Origin of the sequence: Micromonospora sagamiensis (genome assembly GCF_014680085.1) — a bacterium.
Lineage (GTDB): Bacteria > Actinomycetota > Actinomycetes > Mycobacteriales > Micromonosporaceae > Micromonospora > Micromonospora inyonensis.
On the sequence record NZ_AP023438.1, the window covers coordinates 2,671,202 to 2,687,283 of the forward strand.

The 16,082-nt window shown below is 71.6% G+C and carries 14 protein-coding genes; 7 read left to right on the plus strand and 7 right to left on the minus strand.

Going from position 1 to position 16,082, the window contains the following annotated elements:
• Position 1: 1 nt before the first annotated feature.
• The 3 genes from IGA62_RS11535 to IGA62_RS11545 are packed head-to-tail and all read right to left on the minus strand — an operon-like array spanning position 2 to position 2,368.
• Positions 2-466: a hypothetical protein gene (locus IGA62_RS11535; protein ID WP_145815072.1), complete on the minus strand. Its 465-nt coding sequence runs from the start codon at positions 464-466 to the stop codon at positions 2-4.
• Complete coding sequence (locus tag IGA62_RS11540; RefSeq protein WP_145815071.1) at positions 441-1,115, minus strand: RNA polymerase sigma factor; 675 nt, start codon at positions 1,113-1,115, stop codon at positions 441-443. Before IGA62_RS11540 ends, IGA62_RS11535 begins: the two co-directional genes overlap by 26 nt.
• Entirely contained in the window at positions 1,112-2,368 is a 1,257-nt protein-coding gene (locus tag IGA62_RS11545) for a S8/S53 family peptidase (RefSeq protein WP_232624963.1), read from the minus strand. The genes IGA62_RS11540 and IGA62_RS11545 overlap by 4 nt, the downstream gene beginning before the upstream one ends.
• A 228-nt stretch (positions 2,369-2,596) precedes the next feature.
• On the opposite strand from IGA62_RS11545, the gene IGA62_RS11550 reads away from it, so the two are divergent.
• Entirely contained in the window at positions 2,597-5,212 is a 2,616-nt protein-coding gene (locus IGA62_RS11550; RefSeq protein ID WP_145815070.1) for a CHAT domain-containing protein, read from the plus strand.
• 93 nt (positions 5,213-5,305) lie between these two features.
• On the opposite strand, the gene IGA62_RS11555 is transcribed toward IGA62_RS11550, so the two are convergent.
• On the minus strand, positions 5,306-5,809 hold the full coding sequence (locus tag IGA62_RS11555) for a hypothetical protein (RefSeq protein WP_145815069.1): 504 nt from the start codon (positions 5,807-5,809) through the stop codon (positions 5,306-5,308).
• Between the two features lie 281 nt (positions 5,810-6,090).
• Between IGA62_RS11555 and IGA62_RS11560 the strand changes: the two genes are divergently transcribed.
• The 3 genes from IGA62_RS11560 (at position 6,091) to IGA62_RS11570 (ending at position 9,796) form a co-directional block, all read left to right on the plus strand.
• Positions 6,091-7,209 carry a DUF4185 domain-containing protein gene (locus tag IGA62_RS11560; RefSeq protein ID WP_145815068.1) on the plus strand — a complete coding sequence of 373 codons (1,119 nt, stop codon included), beginning with the start codon at positions 6,091-6,093 and terminating at the stop codon, positions 7,207-7,209.
• Positions 7,210-7,341: 132 nt separating this feature from the next.
• Positions 7,342-7,695 carry a glycosyltransferase gene (locus IGA62_RS11565; protein ID WP_145815067.1) on the plus strand — a complete coding sequence of 118 codons (354 nt, stop codon included), beginning with the start codon at positions 7,342-7,344 and terminating at the stop codon, positions 7,693-7,695.
• A 250-nt stretch (positions 7,696-7,945) separates the two neighbouring features.
• A complete protein-coding gene (locus tag IGA62_RS11570) occupies positions 7,946-9,796 on the plus strand; it encodes a hypothetical protein (RefSeq protein WP_145815066.1) in 1,851 nt (616 codons plus the stop codon).
• Between the two features lie 150 nt (positions 9,797-9,946).
• Here the strand turns inward: IGA62_RS11570 and IGA62_RS11575 are convergent, their stop codons facing one another.
• The 3 genes from IGA62_RS11575 to IGA62_RS11585 form a co-directional block, all read right to left on the minus strand.
• Positions 9,947-10,684: an SDR family oxidoreductase gene (locus tag IGA62_RS11575; RefSeq protein ID WP_145815065.1), complete on the minus strand. Its 738-nt coding sequence runs from the start codon at positions 10,682-10,684 to the stop codon at positions 9,947-9,949.
• Positions 10,685-10,865: 181 nt separating this feature from the next.
• Positions 10,866-11,102, minus strand: a complete 237-nt coding sequence (locus IGA62_RS11580) for a helix-hairpin-helix domain-containing protein (protein ID WP_145815064.1) — start codon at positions 11,100-11,102, stop codon at positions 10,866-10,868.
• 34 nt (positions 11,103-11,136) lie between these two features.
• Positions 11,137-12,375, minus strand: coding sequence for an IS701 family transposase (locus IGA62_RS11585; protein ID WP_186500139.1), 1,239 nt, complete (start codon positions 12,373-12,375; stop codon positions 11,137-11,139).
• A 585-nt stretch (positions 12,376-12,960) separates the two neighbouring features.
• Between IGA62_RS11585 and IGA62_RS30910 the strand changes: the two genes are divergently transcribed.
• The 3 genes from IGA62_RS30910 to IGA62_RS11600 are packed head-to-tail and all read left to right on the plus strand — an operon-like array spanning position 12,961 to position 15,898.
• Positions 12,961-13,233 carry a (2Fe-2S)-binding protein gene (locus IGA62_RS30910; RefSeq protein ID WP_145815062.1) on the plus strand — a complete coding sequence of 91 codons (273 nt, stop codon included), beginning with the start codon at positions 12,961-12,963 and terminating at the stop codon, positions 13,231-13,233.
• Positions 13,230-14,669, plus strand: coding sequence for an FAD/NAD(P)-dependent oxidoreductase (locus IGA62_RS11595; protein WP_186500137.1), 1,440 nt, complete (start codon positions 13,230-13,232; stop codon positions 14,667-14,669). The genes IGA62_RS30910 and IGA62_RS11595 overlap by 4 nt, the downstream gene beginning before the upstream one ends.
• On the plus strand, positions 14,666-15,898 hold the full coding sequence (locus IGA62_RS11600; RefSeq protein ID WP_145821655.1) for an NAD(P)/FAD-dependent oxidoreductase: 1,233 nt from the start codon (positions 14,666-14,668) through the stop codon (positions 15,896-15,898). Before IGA62_RS11595 ends, IGA62_RS11600 begins: the two co-directional genes overlap by 4 nt.
• Positions 15,899-16,082: the final 184 nt, after the last annotated feature.

The window sequence follows — 16,082 nt, forward strand, 5'->3', positions numbered from 1 at the left end:
CTCAGCGCAGGCTGACCCACGCGGTCCGGACGGCGTACCCGGTGGTGCTGGCGCGCAGCTGCACCGGGCCCGCCGGGGGCACCCCCATCGAGAAGAAACCGAGCGCGTCCACCGGCGCTTCCTCGTACTCACCGGCAGCGGTCCGGGCGCTGACGCGGCCGGGGCGGGCCGGGGAGAGCTGCCCGACGACACCGGTGGCGGTCACCTCCAGCTCGACGGCCACCGTTCCGCTACGGAAGGTCAACGTCCGTTCCGCGCCGGTGGAGCGGGTCAGGCCGGCCGGCTCCCGGTCGCAGGCCGAGTCGAAGGTCAGCTCGGCCAGCGCCAGCTCGGCGTCGGCCGTACGCCAACTGAAGGCCGCCAGCGCGGCGACCAGGAACTCCTCGGAGACCGGCCCCGGGTCGTGCAGGGCGGCGCCCAGCTCGACCAGCAGCGCGTCGTCACCGGCGGGCGGCCACTGCTCCATCGCGTTCACCTCCGGTCTCCTCCGCCCCGCCCGGGGCCAGTCGGACGTACGGGGCGAGTGCCGGGCAGCCGCGCAGCCTCGCCAGACAACGGGCCTGCGTCGGGCCGACACTGCCCAGCGGCATGCCGAGCCGCTCCCCGACCTCCCGGTAACTGGCCGGCGGATCGCCGGCGAGCAGCGCGAGCAGGTCCCGACAGCGCGGCGGGAGCTGCGCGAACGCGTCCCGCAGCGCCTGCCGGCGCTCGGCCCGCAGCAGGTCCTCGTCGGGGGTGGTCGGGTCGACCAGCAGGAACACCCCGACGTGCCCGTCGACCGAGTCGTCGTACGGGTCGAAGGGTTGGGTACGCCGGCCGAGCCGCAGCAGCCGATGGCACTCCCGCCGGGTGGTGGTGACCAACCAGGCCGGCAACGCGTGCGCGTCACGCAGCCGGCCCAACTGTTCCACCAGGCGCAGCCAGACCGTCTGGTTCACGTCGGCGGAGTCGGCCCGGTCCAGTCCGTGGCTGCGGATCACCGTCGCCACCAGGGGTGCGTACCGGCGGACCAGTTCCGCCCAGGCCGACTCGTCCCCGGAGGCGGCGGCGGAGACCAGGACGGCGGTCCCGCGTGGCGACGCCGGACCGCGTCCGGACGGGTCGGCGGCGCTCATCCGACCAGCACGCCGTAGTCGGGCTGCCAGGTCGGGCCGGCGAGGAGGAGCGCGGCGGCACCCGCCGCGTCCAGCCCGGTGGCCGTCATCAGGGCGGCGATCCGCCCGGAGACGTGGGCGGTGGCGAAGGAGGTGCCGGCCCAGGAGGCGAAGCTCTGGAACACCAGGGTCGGCTGGCCGGGCAGGTGCAGTTCCCCGTCCACGTAGGTGCTGCTCCGGTCCCCCCGGGCGCAGGCGTCCACCCAGGGGCCGTGACCGCTGTAGTCGGCCGGCACCGGGCCGGTCGGGCCCGCGCTCGCCGCCGCCACGGCCACCACCGGGTCCAGCGCGGCCGGCCAGGATTTCCGGGGTACGCCGGCGTTGCCGGCGGCGGCGACCACGGCCACCGACGCCGGCAGTCCGGCGAGAGTGTCCGCCACCGGCAGGGGTGGCTGGTCGTCCTGGGTGAAGTAGCCGAGGGACAGGTTGACGACGGCCACCTCCGGGCGGAGCCGGCGGATCGCGGCGACCAGGCTCTCCTCGTCCCCGATCCCGGTCGGGGCGAGCGCGGCCTCCGGGTCCAGCCGGACGCCCGGGGCGGCCTGCCGGACCACCCCGGCGACGAAGGTGCCGTGGCCGCCCTGGAGGGCGAGCTGGGAGCCGCCGAGGTAGAGCGGGTCCTCGTCGTCGGTCTCCGGGAGGTAGCTGCCGCCGAGCCACTGCGGGTGGACGGTGCCGGCCCGCCGCCAGATGCCCGTGTCGCAGATCCCCACGGTCACCCCGGCACCCTCGCCGAGCCGGGCCGGGTCGGGGGCCGGCAGGGCGGCGGCGACCCGGGGCGGTCCGCCGGGATTGCCCATGATGTTGCCGAAGCCGAGCAGCACGTGGTGCGGCTGCACCAGCGGAACCGGCTGTCCGGGCCACTGTCGGGGATCACGCAGCTTCGTCACCACGCCGGGGATATCGGTCTCCTGCGCGAAGAGCAGCCGGCGTACCCCGCCGAAGGCGACCCCCTCGGTGACCTGGTGACCCCAGCCACGGAGCCGGCTCAGCACCCGCAGGAGGTCCGGTGGGGCGACCAGCAGCTGCCGGGGCCGGTAGAGGAACTCACGGCCGGGGGTCGTGTGCCGGCGAACGGCCTGGTCGGCGGCCACGTCCTCCAGGAAGGCCCGCTGGTACGCCTGGTCGAGGGAGTCTCCGGCCCGACCCGGACCCGACCGGCCGACCGCACCGAGCGGCACCGCCGCAGCGACCAGCGCGGTCCAGCCGACCAACCGTCGACGGGAGACCCGACCGGGCGGACACGGCACGATTCGGTGGTCGGGCGACACCGGGCCTCCAGGCGGGTGGAAGATGCGTGGCCGGGGACGGGCGGGGTGGCCACGGAAGCGCTCTCCGAGCCGCACAATTATTTCAGAGTATTGCCCTCTGTCAATTGTTGATCACCATCTGTCCGGTCCTCGTCATTGACCGGAGCGCGTCGTTCGGGGATTCTTCTCCGCATGGCGGACCGCGCCGTTTCCGGTGCCGGCGCGGCACAGGCCGCCCTGGACGCGGTCCAGCGTTACCCGCACGAGGCGATCACGATCGCCCGGGGGGTGCTCGCCGGCCCGGCGGACGCCGGTGAGCGCTCCACCGCCGAGCGGGCCATCGGTCTCGCCCTGCGGGAACTCAACGACCTGCCCGGCGCGCTGCGCCACCTGCGCCGCGCGGTCCGGGCCACCGACGACCCCCGCCTCCGCGCGCTGGCCCGGATGAGCCTCGGCTACGTGCTGGCCAACGCCGGGCGGACCACCGCCGCTCTGCGCGCGGTGACCCTCGCCCTCCCCCTGCTCACCGGGGCCGACGCCGGACGGGCCCGGATGCAGCGGGGCGTCGTGCTGCACTACCGGGGCCGGTTCGACGAGGCGGTACGGGACTACGGCGTGGCCGTGGAGATCGCCCAGCGCGAGGGCGACCTGCTGCTGGAGGCGCGGGCCCGCAACAACCGGGGGCTGCTCAACGCCCACCGGGGCTCCGGTCGGGGTCGCGACGACGACCTGCACCGTGCCGCCGCCGCGTTCGGTCGCCTCGGACTGGACCTGGCCGCCGCCGACGCCCGCTGGAACAGCGGCATCGCCACCGGGCAGCGCGGCGACGTGGCCGGCGCGCTGCGCTGCTTCGCGACGGTCGACGCCGAGTACCGCAGGCTCGCGGTACCCCGCCCGGCACTGCTGCTGGACCGGTTCGAACTGCTGCTGTCCGTACCGCTGATCGACGAGGCGGTCGAGGTGGCCGCCACCGCCGTGACCGAGCTGCGCCGCCGGGGGATGGCCTCGGACCTGGCCGAGGCGCTGCTGGCCCGGGCCCGCGCGGCGCTGCTCGCCGGGGACCTGGTGACCGCCACCGGCGCTGCGGTGGCAGCCCGCAGCCGGTTCCGTCGGCAGGGTCGCCGCACCTGGGCCACCTTCGCCCGGCACGTCGAGCTGCGGGCCGGGTACGCCCAGGGCGTCCGGTCACCGGCCCTGCTCGCCGCGATGGTGCGGACCGCCGACCAGCTCGACGCGACCGGCTGGCCCGGACCGGCGTTGACCACCCGGATCGAGGCCGCCCAGCTCGCCGTCGCGCTGGGGCTTACCGGTCGGGCGGGCGGGCTGTTGGCGGTGGCGGCCGGCTCCCGCCGCCGGGGCACCGCGCCGCGCCGGGCCCAGGGGTGGTACGCCCTCGCCCTGCACCGGCGGCTCGACGGCGACGAGTCCGGCGCGGCCCGCGCGCTGCGCCGGGGCCTGGCGGTGCTGGACGGGCACCGCACGTCGCTCGGCGCGACGGAACTGCGCGCGCACAGCGGGACGTACGGACACGAGCTGGCCGCCGAGGGGCTGGACATCGCCGTCCGGCGGGGCGCTCCGGTCCAGGTGCTGGCCTGGGCGGAACGGTGGCGGGCCAACGCGCTGCGGATGCGGCCGGTCTCCCCGCCCCAGGACCCGGACCTGGCCACCGCCCTGACCGAGCTGCGAATGGTCAGCGCCGCGCTGGAGGACGCCCTGCTCACCGGCCATCCGGCGCAGGCGCTGCGGCGCAGCCAGGCCCGGTTGGAACAGCGCATCCGGGAACTGGCCCGGGGCGTGGACGGCGGAGGCGAGCTGCTCCGTCCGCCCGGCGTACGGGCGCTCGCCCCGGCACTCGGTGACGCCGTCCTGCTGGAACTGGTCACGCACGGGGACCGGCTGCGTGCGGTGCTGCTCCGGGACGGCCGGGCGACCCTGCACGACCTGGGCCCGCTCGCCGAGGCGGTACGGGTCGCCCGGCTGCACCGCTTCGGGCTGCGCCGGCTGGTCACCACCGGCGACGGCGCGGACGCCCGGGCCGGGGTGGCGCACACCGCCGCCATGCTGGACGGACAGCTCTTCGGCCCGGTACGTCGCCGGCTCGGTGACCGTCCACTGGTGATCGTGCCGGTCGGCGCGCTGCACGCCGTACCGTGGTCGGGGCTGCCGACCTGCGCGGGCCGTGCGGTGACCGTGGTGCCGTCGGCGACGGCCTGGTTGCGGGCCGCCGGACGGGTCGGTCCGGCCGGGCCGCCGGTGCTGGTGGCCGGGCCCCGGCTGCCCGCCGCCGAGGACGAGGTACGCCAGCTCGGCGCGGTGCTGCCCGGTTCCCGTCCGCTCACCGGGAGCGCCGCCACCGCCGACGCGGTGACCGGCGCGCTGAACGGCACGGGGCTGGCGCACATCGCCGCGCACGGCCGGTTCCGGGCGGACAACCCGCTCTTCTCCACCCTCGAACTGGCCGACGGACCGTTGACCGCGTACGAGTTGGAGCGGCTGACCAGCCCGCCCGGGTGCGTGGTGCTCTCCGCGTGCGACTCCGGTCGGGCCGGTGTCCGGCCGGGTGACGAGGTGATGGGCTTCACCGCGGTGCTGCTGGCGCTCGGCACCCGCAGCCTCGTGGCAGCCGTCCTACCGGTGCCCGCCGACCTCACCACCGCGCTGATGCTCGACCTGCACCGGCGGATGCGGGCCGGTGCCGGCCCGGCGGTGGCGCTGGCCGGGGCCCAGCAGGCGTTCGGGGGCGGCGAGGGCGGGACGGGGGCGGCACACGCCACCGCCGCCGCCTTCGTCTGCTTCGGCGCGGGGTGACCGACGCGGGTCGGCCCCCCGCGCGGGTGACCGGGGTGGGCGACGACCGGCGGGCCGGCACCGGTAGACCGGTGCCGGCCGACGTGTGGCGGATCAGCAGCCGCAGGTGTAGTACAGGATGTCCCAGTGGCTGCCTTCCTTGGTGTAGAGGTTTCCGGACGCTGACCGGTACTGGTAGCCGAAGCCGGAGATGTACCCGACGTAGGCGAAGTGCGACGAGATGTAGTTCTGGATGCAGGTGCTCAGGGCGATGTCGACCTTGTAGCCGTTCCAGTGGCTGTAGGTGCCGTCGGAGTGGCCGACCTCGGTGCCGGCGGTGATGGTGATGGCACAGCCGCTGACCCGCTTGAAGGTGATGATCCCGTCGATGGTCGCCTGACGGATGCCCTCGAAGGACGTGCAGGTCGGGTTGTACCGGTCGCTGCACCCGCCGCTGGACGTCCAGGAGATCCCGGCGGCCCGCAGCTGCGAGGTGGCGCTGGAGTGGCTGATGGCGAAGGCCGGACTGGCCAGGCCGAGGGCGGTGGTCACGGCGGCGACGGTGGCGACCAGCAGGGTGAGCAGGCGGCGACGCCGACCGGGTCGGGTGGGGGACATGGCTCTCCCGTTCACGAGGGGACGGAATTCTGCGAGTGAGCAAGCCGGCTTGTAGGATTCCTACCAGATATCGACGGACATAACTATATGGCGAACCCACATGGCGCGGGATTCCTCCGTCCACCCCGGTGGACCCGGCACACGTATTGACACTCGTCACACTCTGGTTCGACACTCGTCCGCAGTCGGCGTTCGCACGAGCACACGGTTGGCGAGACCACACTCCCGGACCCGGAAGACCGTCGGTCGACGAGACGGTGGCGGGTCGGAAAGGACCAGTCATGGGCATGAACCGCCGCTCACTGCTCGGCCGGATCGCCGCGGTCGGCGCGGCCGGGGTCGCCGGAAGCGCCCTGACGCTGCCCGGGACGGCCCAGGCCGCCACCTGGAAGAAGCGGCTGACCGGCGCGGACCTGGACACCAACAGCCGCTGGCAGGTGGCCGGCACCGACCTGGGCATCCCGTACGTGCTGGAGAACGGCTCGATCGGCTACCTCTTCGGCGACACCTTCAACACCCCCTGGCCGGAGGGCCCGCCGCTGCCGAACGACTGGCGTTCGCCGGTGATGCTGCGCTCCAACGTCCACCCCGGTGCGCCGGGTGGCGTCGTCTTCGACAGCGCGGCCCGGGTGGCCGGCAACGGCCGGGCCCCGGAGGTGATGCACAACGGCCACAACGGCATCGGCATCGACGGGCTGTGGGAGGTCACCGTCATCCCCAACGACGGCATCAGCTTCCCGGAGACCGGCCGGCAGCTCATCTCGTACATGAGCATCGAGAACTGGAACTCCGCCGGGCCGGCCGGGCCGCACTGGAAGTCGCGCTACGCGGGCCTGGCGTACTCCGACAACGGCAACGACTTCGTCCGTACGCCGCTGAAGTGGTGGAACAGCCCGGACAACAAGGACCCGTTCCAGATGTGGACCATGCAACGCGACGGCGACTGGGTCTACGTCTTCTCGGTACGGTCCGGCCGGCAGGACGGCCCGATGATGCTGCGCCGGGTGCGGTGGGACCGGCTGTTCTACCCCGAGTCGTACGAGGGGTGGGGCTGGAACGGCTCGAACTGGGGCTGGGGTCGGCCGTGCACCCCGATCCTCACCGGCCGGTTCGGTGAGCCGTCGGTGCGCCGGCTGGCCGACGGGACCTGGGTGATGGCGTACCTCAACTGCGCCACGGGCTGCATCGTCACCCGGACCGCCTCCGGCCCGGACCGGGTGTGGACGGCCGAGAAGATCCAGGTCACCAGCTGGCAGGAACCCGGGCTGTACGGCGGCTTCATCCACCCGTGGTCCAGCCGCAACGCCAACGACCTGCACCTGCTGGTCTCCAAGTGGACCCGGACGCCGGACGGGCGCAGCACCGCGTACCACGTCAGCCAGTTCGTCGGCACGGTCTGACGACCGGCAGGCGCAGGGCCGGGAACGGTCCCCGGGCCCGGCCCGCGCCAAAGTCATGACATTTCCGTGCGTCGCGATTCGCTTTCCTGGTATTGACTGGAGCGGATGTCATCGACGACGGAAGGACGACAGATGCGCAAGCACCTCGCCGCCATCGGGCTCGCCTCGGCACTGACCGGCCTGCTGGCCCTCGCCAGCCCGGCCAGTGCCGCTCCGGGCGACACGACCGCCGGGCAGCCGAGTGGGGCCCCGGTCGTCGCGGCCACGTGCGAGTGGGTGGTGACCTGGCCGTCGGCGGGCGTGTACGAGCAGCCGACCCGGATGTACGAGCCACTGAAGGTCAAGAACGCCGGTGACCGGGTCGGTGGTGGCTACTGCATGGAGCACTACAACACCAGCGAGCTGGAGTGGTACGTCTCGGTGTCGTGCAGCTGCGCCAGTGACGGGATCGGCTGGATGCGCCGCAACGCGCTCCGCGCGGCCTGACCCCGCACGCGGGCCGGCCCCACGCGTCCCTGACGGTGGGGCCGGGCCGCGCCATGTCCGGGACCGGCGACGGACGAAACCCGTACGCGTCGCCGCGGTCGCGGGTTCTACGTCCACAGTGGATGCTGACAGCCGGTACGCTGTCGACGCTCGATATCGATATCGAGCTATCAAATCCTGTGGTTTCGTCGCAAACGGTGAACGTCGGTACGTCGGCGCGGGCGTTTCGCGTCGAAAGAGAGGGAAAAGGGTGCACCGGAGCAAAAAGATTCGCTGGCGGCTCCTGTCCGCTGTCGTCGTTCTCGGGGTCCTGCCGGCTCTTGCCGCCACCCCGTCGGCGGCGGCGGGGCTGTTGCCGTCCCCACCACCGACGTTCCAGCACGAACTGCTCGCCAAGGCCGCGCCCGACGAGTGCTTCGACGGGATCGGCATGCCCTATCCGGCCGGCCCCCCGTGCGCGCAGGGACAAGCCAAGGTCAACCAGGCCTACGTGTGGTCACTCGCCCGGGCCAACAATCGCCTGTGGTTCGGCACCGGGGCGAACGTCAACTGCATCGTCGGCGGCACGACCCTCTCCCGGCCGAATCCCCGACTCAACGACGACTACGTGTGCGAGTTCGCGGAGAGTCAGATCGTCAAACAGAACCCGACCATGCCGACCAACGTCGGCGACCACCGCCATCCCCGGGCCTACGTCTACGACGAGTCCTCCCGTGTGCTGACCGAGAAGACCGACGACGTCAAGAACGCCTCCACCGACGACGCCTCCCGGCTGCGCCGGACGCTGGGGCTGCGGGCCGGTGCGACGCACCAGGGAGTCGTCCTGCTGGCCGGGCCCGCCCTCGGGCAGTCGGTCAACATGTTCGCGTTCGACACGGTGACCGGGCAGTACCTCGGCTCGGCGAACTTCGCCAAGTACGGCAACATCCGCAACTTCGTGATCGCCGACAACGTGCTCTATGCCGGCGTGGGGGTCGGCGCGAACGGCCGTGAGGGCGGGTACGTCCTGCGATGGGCCGGGGACCGCACGAACCCGTTCGCCTTCGTCGAGGTCGGGCAACTGGCGGCCCAGGTCGCCGACCTGGCGGTGCACGAGGGCCGGATCTTCGTCAGCACCTGGTCGGCGGCGGGCGGTGGCACGCTCGCCGCAGGTTCGACGACCAGCGGATCCGGCCTGATCGGAAACCTCACCGGATCGCTGCTCGGCCTCATCGGCATCAAGCCGGTCGAGGAGGCGGACCCCGGAGTCGCCGGGGTGTGGATGAGCCCGCCGCTGACGGACGGGGACCCCGGGCTGACGGCGAACGACACCGGACGCTGGAAGCTGGTGTGGAGCGCGTCCTCCTACGAGCCGGATCCGATCATCGCCGGCACGTACGGCCTCGGTGCCCTGATGTCGTACGACGGTTACCTCTACTGGGGCACGATGCACGTTCCGATGAAGTCGACGAGCAAGATCGCCGAGGCGTACCCGCCGGGGGACGAGGTCGAGGCTCGGGCGGTGCTGGAGAAATCCCAGCGCGCGGTGAGCATCTTCCGGGGCAAGCGGTTCGGCACCCTCTTCGAGGACGTGGATCTGCTCTACGGCGAGGAGAAGCTGCCGGCGTACGACGCGACCGCGAACAACGGCGCGGGTGCCTGGACGAACGTCTCCACCGGGCACCACCCGCTGCACGGCCGCATCGGCTTCGGCAACATCTACACCAACTACACCTGGACCATGGAGGTGGCCGGCGGACGACTGTTCATCGGCACCATGGACTGGAGTTACCTCGCGAAGGACCTGATACCCGAGACTGCCGCCCAGATGGGCTTCCGGGGCGCGGCCACCGGGCTCAGCAGCGAGTTGGACCCGATCGTGATCGACCCGCAGCTCTACGGCGGTGACCTGTGGATGTACGAGTCGAGCCTGAAGCCCGCCACGGCGGTGGACACCAGGGGACTGGGCAACCACCTCAACTACGGCTTCCGCACGATGGTCCCGGTCGGGTCGACCCTGTACCTCGGCACGGGTAATCCGATGAACCTGCGTACCGACCCGACCGACGACGTTCCGGAAGGCGGCTGGGAGTTGATCAGGCTGGTGCCGGTCACCGGCTGAGCGAGCGCACCCGAGGGGGTCGTCGGCGCAGGGCCGGCCCGCCGAGTAGGCCCCACGAGGGACACGGCAGCCGGATGGCGGACAACGCCATCCGGCTGCCGTACGGCTGAGAGCACATCCCGCGACGACCCGCGCAGGGCACGCGGAGTGTCAGGCGGCACCGCCGTTGACGTACAGCACCTGGCCGTTGATCCACCGCCCGGCCGGACTGACGAGGAAGGCCACCACGTCGGCCGTGTCGGCTGGTTCGCCGAGCCGGTTCATCGGCGACATCGCCGCCATCCGGGCGATGGCCTGCTCGTCCTTGCCGTCGAGGAAGAGGGCGGTAGCGGTGGCCCCGGGCGCGACAGCGTTCACGGTGATGTCGCGTTCCCCCAGCTCCCGGGCCAGGATCAGGGTGATCGCGTCCACCGCGGCCTTGCTGGCGGCATAGGCGGAGTAGGTGGGCAGGGACAGTTTGGGCGTCGTGCTGGAGATGTTGACGATCGCGCCTCCGGGCCGGACCCGGCGGGCCGCCTGCTGGTCGACCACGAAGGTGCCGCGGACGTTCGTCCGGTGCACCCGGTCCAGATCCGCGAGGTCCAGCTCGGCGATAGGGGCGTGGACCACGATCCCGGCCGAGTTCACGACGACGTCGATTCCGCCGTAGGTCTGCTCGGCGGTGTCGAAGAGCCTGGCCACGGCGAACTCGTCGGCGACGTCGGCCTGCACCGCGACGGCGCTTCCACCGGCGGCGACGATCTCGGCCACGGTCCGCTCCGCCTCGACCTTGCTGGTGGCGAAGTTCAGCACCACCGCGTAGCCGTCCGCGGCCAACCGCTTCACGATCTGGCGGCCGATGCCCTGGGATCCACCGGTGACGATCGCGACACGCTGCGGGACGGTCATGACTGACTCTCCTGATCCTGAGGGGCCCGTCGCGCTTAAGGCGCTCCGGACACCGGATTAGATCAAACAGAGACGTCGGCGGGTAGCCGTCCCTGGCTGCCTCTTCGACTCCTGCCGAAGCCCGACGCGGTGGTCACCGGCCACCAGGGACGGAGTCGGTTCCACCAGTCCCCTCCCTCGGTCAGGGGTGGGCGGAGCCAGCGGGGCTGTCGGCGAAGGCGAGGCCCTGCTCGGCCAGCGCGGCGTCCAGGATGGCGACCGCCTTCGGCCCGACCCCGTGCAGGGCCAGCAGGTCGCGGCGGCACCAGGTGGCCACCTGGGCGAGCGTCGTGACGCCGGCCGCGAGCAGGGCGCCGTTGGCGGGCCGTCCGATCGGGGGCAGATCGCCAATCTGCGCCGGCAAGTGGCGGGTACTCACGCGATCACCCTAGTACTCCAGCCGGGGATCGTGATCACGGTTCAGTGAGGGCTTGTCGGGCGTAGTGGCTGGTCATGGCTTGGGCTTGGTGACGGCGTCGGCGGATCGACCAGAGCAGTGGGTCCGCTCGGCGGCGGGTGGGTTCGATGATCAGGACGTGGAACAGGTGGCGTAGTTCGTTGACGGTCAGTGGGATCAGCCCGACTGGTTGATGGTGGTGGTTGGCGGTCGCGGCGGCGAGGAAGGCGTGGGCCAGGATCACCAGGGTGGTCCAGCGGTGCCAGGACCGCCAGCGGCGGTGTTGGTGCTGGTCCAGGCCGAGTCCGGTCTTCGCGGCCTGGAAGGCTTCTTCGATCTTCCAGCGGCGGCCGGCTACCGCGACCAGGCGGTGCAGTGGGACGGGTTCCGGTGACCAGCAGCGGTAGAAGGCCAGCTCACCGGTGCGGCGGTTACGGCGGATCAGGAGCCAGTGGTGTCCGCCGTGCGTGTCGGTGGCGGCCGGTAGGGCGGTGTAGGACCAGTCGTACCAGCGGTGACCTTTCGCGCCCCTGCCGGCGGAGATGCGCTGCCAGACGGTGGGAGGAAGACCGGTGGCCAGTGCGTCGACGCGGTAGACGCCGAGGCCGGTGGTGACCTGATGGGACCGGGCCACGGCCAGAACGTAGCCCAGGCGCAGCTGACGCAGCCGGGCGGCGAGGCGTGGATCGTTGCCGTAGGCCTCGTCGCCGGCCACCCAGCGACACGGCAACCCGGCGGTGACCGCGGCGGTGATCATCCGGGCTGCCAGCTGCGGCTTCGTGGCGAACCGCACCTGCTCGGGGACACCTGCCCGCGTCCGGCGTTCGGGGTCGTCGCACCAAGACTTCGGCAGGTAGAGGGCCGTGTCGACCATTGCGTGAGCGGTGTCGGTGGCGTAGACGAGGTGCACGGCGAGCTGACAGTTCTCGATCTTGCCGGCCGTGCCTGAGTACTGCCGCTGGACACCGACGGTGTGCCGGCCCTTCTTCAGGTCCCCCGTCTCGTCGATGACCAGCACCGCCTCGGTATCACCGAGGTGCTGGTCGACGAACTCGCGGACATCAGCGCGAACGGCGGCGTCGTCCCACTTCACCCGGATCAACAGGTCCTGCATCCCGTCCGGGCTGGTGTCTCCGGCATGCTCGGCGATCGTCCAGCAGTTCTTCGACGGTAACGGCGCCAGTAGGCCCCGAACGAAGTCACACACCCGACGGCGAGGCTCGGGCCTGCGGAAACGATGCCCGACCGTCAACATCAGGCCGTCGAACAACACCCGCCACCGTTGGGCGTCTACCCTGTATCTCGCAGCCACCGCCGCGTCATGGTCAGTCCACACAACCGCCCATGATCGACGGTGGCTGTACTCGTTCTCCCACCACACCAACCCGCAGCTCAGCCAAGGTCAACATCCCCGGCTGGAGTACTAGCCCGGCGGTGTGTCGGAAACCACTCACCCGCCCAGTGACGTTCTTGGATGCGTCAGCGCTGTTGGGCACGACGGGATCTTCGCCGATACGGAGTTGTGCGGGTTGTCGCAGATGCGAAAGCCGAACAGCAACGCGACGATTCTGCCGATTGACCCTGCTCGCGATGGCAGCATCCGCCCATTGTCCACCGATGGGATTCCCGCCGAACCCTGACGGGCGAACCGGACCCAGCACCGCCGGACACTTACCTTTCAGTATCTGAAAAAGCGAGGCCGGATCGACATTATTCCATTGATGAGCGTCAAACTGTTTGCCGCATCGTAACGTTTCGGCTCCGGTGGCCGTTCCGGCCACCGGTCGGATTGGTGAGGAGGCGCAGAGCCTTGGCGGCACGTGATCGCAGACTCAGAGGAATGGTCGAGCGAGGACGCCAGGTACACATCACTGCTGACGGCACCACCGTGTCGGCATTCGAAGGCGAGAGCGTGGCCGCCACGCTTCTCGCAGCTGGCCGACGCGAGCTACGGAAAGCCCCACGGCGGGGCGAACCACGTGGGGTCTACTGCGGAATCGGGGTCTGTTTCGAATGCGTGATGAGCATCGACGGACGCCGGGTACGCACCTGTGTCACCCCGGTAAAGGACGGCATGCAGGTCGAGAGCGTCGACCGGGACGGTACGCGATGAGCGCCCCGACCGGAGCCTCCGAGGTGTGGCCGCTCGTCGTCGTCGGAGGCGGCCCGGCCGGCATCGCCGCCGCCACCGAGGCGGCCCGGACAGGTCTACGGTGCCTGCTGATCGACGAGGCCCCCAGGATCGGCGGCCAGATCTACCGGGACCTTCCCCGCGAGTTCACCGTCCACGACCGGCGGCGCCTCGGGCGGGACCACCGCCGAGGTGACCGGCTCCGGGCCGGGTTGGCCGAGGTGGGCGACCTGGTCGAGGTACGGTCCGGAACCACCGTGCTGGACATCGTCGACGGTCGGCGGCTGGTCTGCTCGTCCGCGGAGACCGGCCCCACCGAGGTCATCGCCGAACGACTCGTCCTGGCCACCGGCGCCTACGACCGCCCGGTGCCCTTCCCCGGCTGGACCCTGCCCGGTGTCATCACCGCCGGAGGCACCCAGGCCCTCCTGAAGGCGATGCGGGTCCGCCCCGGCGAACGCGCACTCGTGGCCGGTACCGGTCCACTGCTCCTCGTGGTGGCCGGCCAACTCCACCGGGCGGGCGTACGGGTGGTGGCTCTGCTGGAGGCCGGTCGGTCCGCGTTCACCGCCGGCACCCTGGTCCGTGCCCGACGCCAGTGGGGAATGTTGACCGACGGTGCCCGGTACCGGTTCGACCTGCTACGGGCTGGCATTCCCATCCGGTACAACCACACCGTCTTCCAGGCGCACGGCGACGGCATGCTGGACAGCGTGACGTACGGCCCGGTGGCCCCGGCGGACTGGCGGCCGATCCGGGAACAGGCCAGCCGGGTCGAGGTCGACCTCCTGGTCTCCGGTTTCGGCTTCGTCCCCGGCACCGAACTCTGCGAGCTGGTCGGCTGCCGGATGGTGCACCTCGACCGGGTCGGCGGCTGGGTTCCGGTACGCGACACCACGATGCAGACGTCGGTACCCGGAGTCTTCGCCGTGGGGGACGGAGCCGGTGTCGCCGGTGTGCTGGTCGCCGTCGAGGAGGGGCGGATCGCCGGCATCACCGCCGCCGAACAGGCCGGAAGGCTCACCGAAACCGAGGCCCGACGACGACGCCGCCCCGCCGAGCGCCGGCTCCGCTCCCTGACACCGGTACGCGAGGCACTCGACGAGATCTCGTACATCCGGCCCGGACTGTCGGAACTCGCCACCGACGCCACGCTCCTCTGCCGCTGCGAGGAGGTGACCCGGGCCGAGGTGCGGGACGCGATCGACGAGGGGGCACGGAACCTCCAGGCGGTGAAGCTCCGCACCCGGCTCGGTATGGGTGCCTGCCAGGGGCGCAACTGCGCACCGTCGACGACGGGGCTGCTCTGCGGAGCCACCGGCTGCACCCCGGTGGACGCGGGACGGATCAATCCCCGGCCGCCGGTCAAACCGGTCACGTTGGGCACGCTCGCCGGACAGCAGGGAGGACGACGGTGAAGACTCACTACTCGGTGGTGGTGGTCGGCGGTGGCGTCATCGGCTGCGCGGTCGCGTACTACGCGGCGCTGAACGGACTGGAGGTCGCGCTCGTCGACACGCCCAAGCGCGGACGGGCGACGTCCGCGTCCGCCGGTGGGCTCTGGCCGATGGGAGAGTCGGTGGGCCTGGGCTGCGGCGTCATCTTCGCCCGGGCCCAGTCCGCCGCCGACGCCGACGTGCAACACCCCGGCCGTCTGCCCCGCAGTTTCCTCGACTTCGCGCTCGAGTCGAACGCCATGTTCCCCGACCTGGCGGCGAACCTGCACGACGAGACGGGCATGGACGTCGAGCTGGAACGCACCTCGCTCCTCTTCCTGATGTACGACGAACACGACAAGGTCTTCGCCCGGGCGCTCTGGGACGACTATCCGCAGCAACGCTCCCGTTTCGAGTGGTTGACCCCGGAGGAGGTCGCCACCGCCGAGCCGGCGTTGACCCGCGACGTCCACGGCGCGCTCCGCTTCCACGGTGACGACCAACTCAACCCGTACAAACTGGCGGACGCCCTTCGGGCCGGGGCCCGGGTGCACGGCGCGACCGTCCTGACGCACACCGAGGTGACCGGTGTGCTGCGCATCGGAGACCGCGTGGTCGGCATCCGCACCGCCGACCGGACCATCGGGTGCGACACACTGGTCAACGCGGCCGGCGCCTGGGCGGGGCAGATCGGGGAGATGGCCGGCATCGACGTACCGGTCCACCCGGTGCGGGGTCAGATCGTCTGCACGGAAACCCTTCCGGAACTGCTCAACGCCTGCATCTCCACCACCGACTGCTACCTCGCACAGAAGCAGCATGGCGAGATCATCATCGGCAGCACCACGGAGATGGTCGGCTTCGACACCGGTACCAGCGAGACGGCCATCCGCAACCTCTCCGCCGGTGCGGTCAGGGCCGTCCCGGCACTCGCCCGCGCCAACGTCAAACGGGTCTGGGCGGGACTACGTCCGGGAACCTCGGACGAGTTGCCGATCCTCGGCCCGGTCGAGGGCCTGTCCGGTTATCTGAATGCCTGCGGCCACTTCCGCACCGGGGTACTGAACGCTCCCCTCACCGGCCGCATCCTCGCCGAACTCGCCATCGGCGAGCAACCGTCGCATCCCATCGAACCGTTCCTGATGGACCGGTTCCACACCTCCGAGGGGGACTCCGCACCCGGGGTCCCGCACGTCGCCGCGACGGCCTGACCACGTCGTAGCGGTAGTACGAATCCTGCCGGCCGGGTCCGATCGGTGAGACGCCGGTCAGACCCAGCCGGTCCGTCCGTCCAGCCCACCTGCGATGGGCGCTGACCCGCTCCGCTCCGCACCACCGCCTAGCTGCGGCGGCCGTAGGTTCCACGAAGACCAACGGCCACCTCCGACATCATCG

Bases quoted from the DNA above. Each gene is read 5' to 3' on its own strand.
- IGA62_RS11535 (WP_145815072.1), bottom strand. From the start codon at position 466: ATGGAGCAGTGGCCGCCCGCCGGTGACGACGCGCTGCTGGTCGAGCTG.
- IGA62_RS11540 (WP_145815071.1), bottom strand. From the start codon at position 1,115: ATGAGCGCCGCCGACCCGTCCGGACGCGGTCCGGCGTCGCCACGCGGG.
- IGA62_RS11550 (WP_145815070.1), top strand. From the start codon at position 2,597: ATGGCGGACCGCGCCGTTTCCGGTGCCGGCGCGGCACAGGCCGCCCTG.
- IGA62_RS11555 (WP_145815069.1), bottom strand. From the start codon at position 5,809: ATGTCCCCCACCCGACCCGGTCGGCGTCGCCGCCTGCTCACCCTGCTG.
- IGA62_RS11560 (WP_145815068.1), top strand. From the start codon at position 6,091: ATGGGCATGAACCGCCGCTCACTGCTCGGCCGGATCGCCGCGGTCGGC.
- IGA62_RS11565 (WP_145815067.1), top strand. From the start codon at position 7,342: ATGCGCAAGCACCTCGCCGCCATCGGGCTCGCCTCGGCACTGACCGGC.
- IGA62_RS11575 (WP_145815065.1), bottom strand. From the start codon at position 10,684: ATGACCGTCCCGCAGCGTGTCGCGATCGTCACCGGTGGATCCCAGGGC.
- IGA62_RS11585 (WP_186500139.1), bottom strand. From the start codon at position 12,375: ATGTTGACGGTCGGGCATCGTTTCCGCAGGCCCGAGCCTCGCCGTCGG.
- IGA62_RS30910 (WP_145815062.1), top strand. From the start codon at position 12,961: ATGGTCGAGCGAGGACGCCAGGTACACATCACTGCTGACGGCACCACC.
- IGA62_RS11595 (WP_186500137.1), top strand. From the start codon at position 13,230: ATGAGCGCCCCGACCGGAGCCTCCGAGGTGTGGCCGCTCGTCGTCGTC.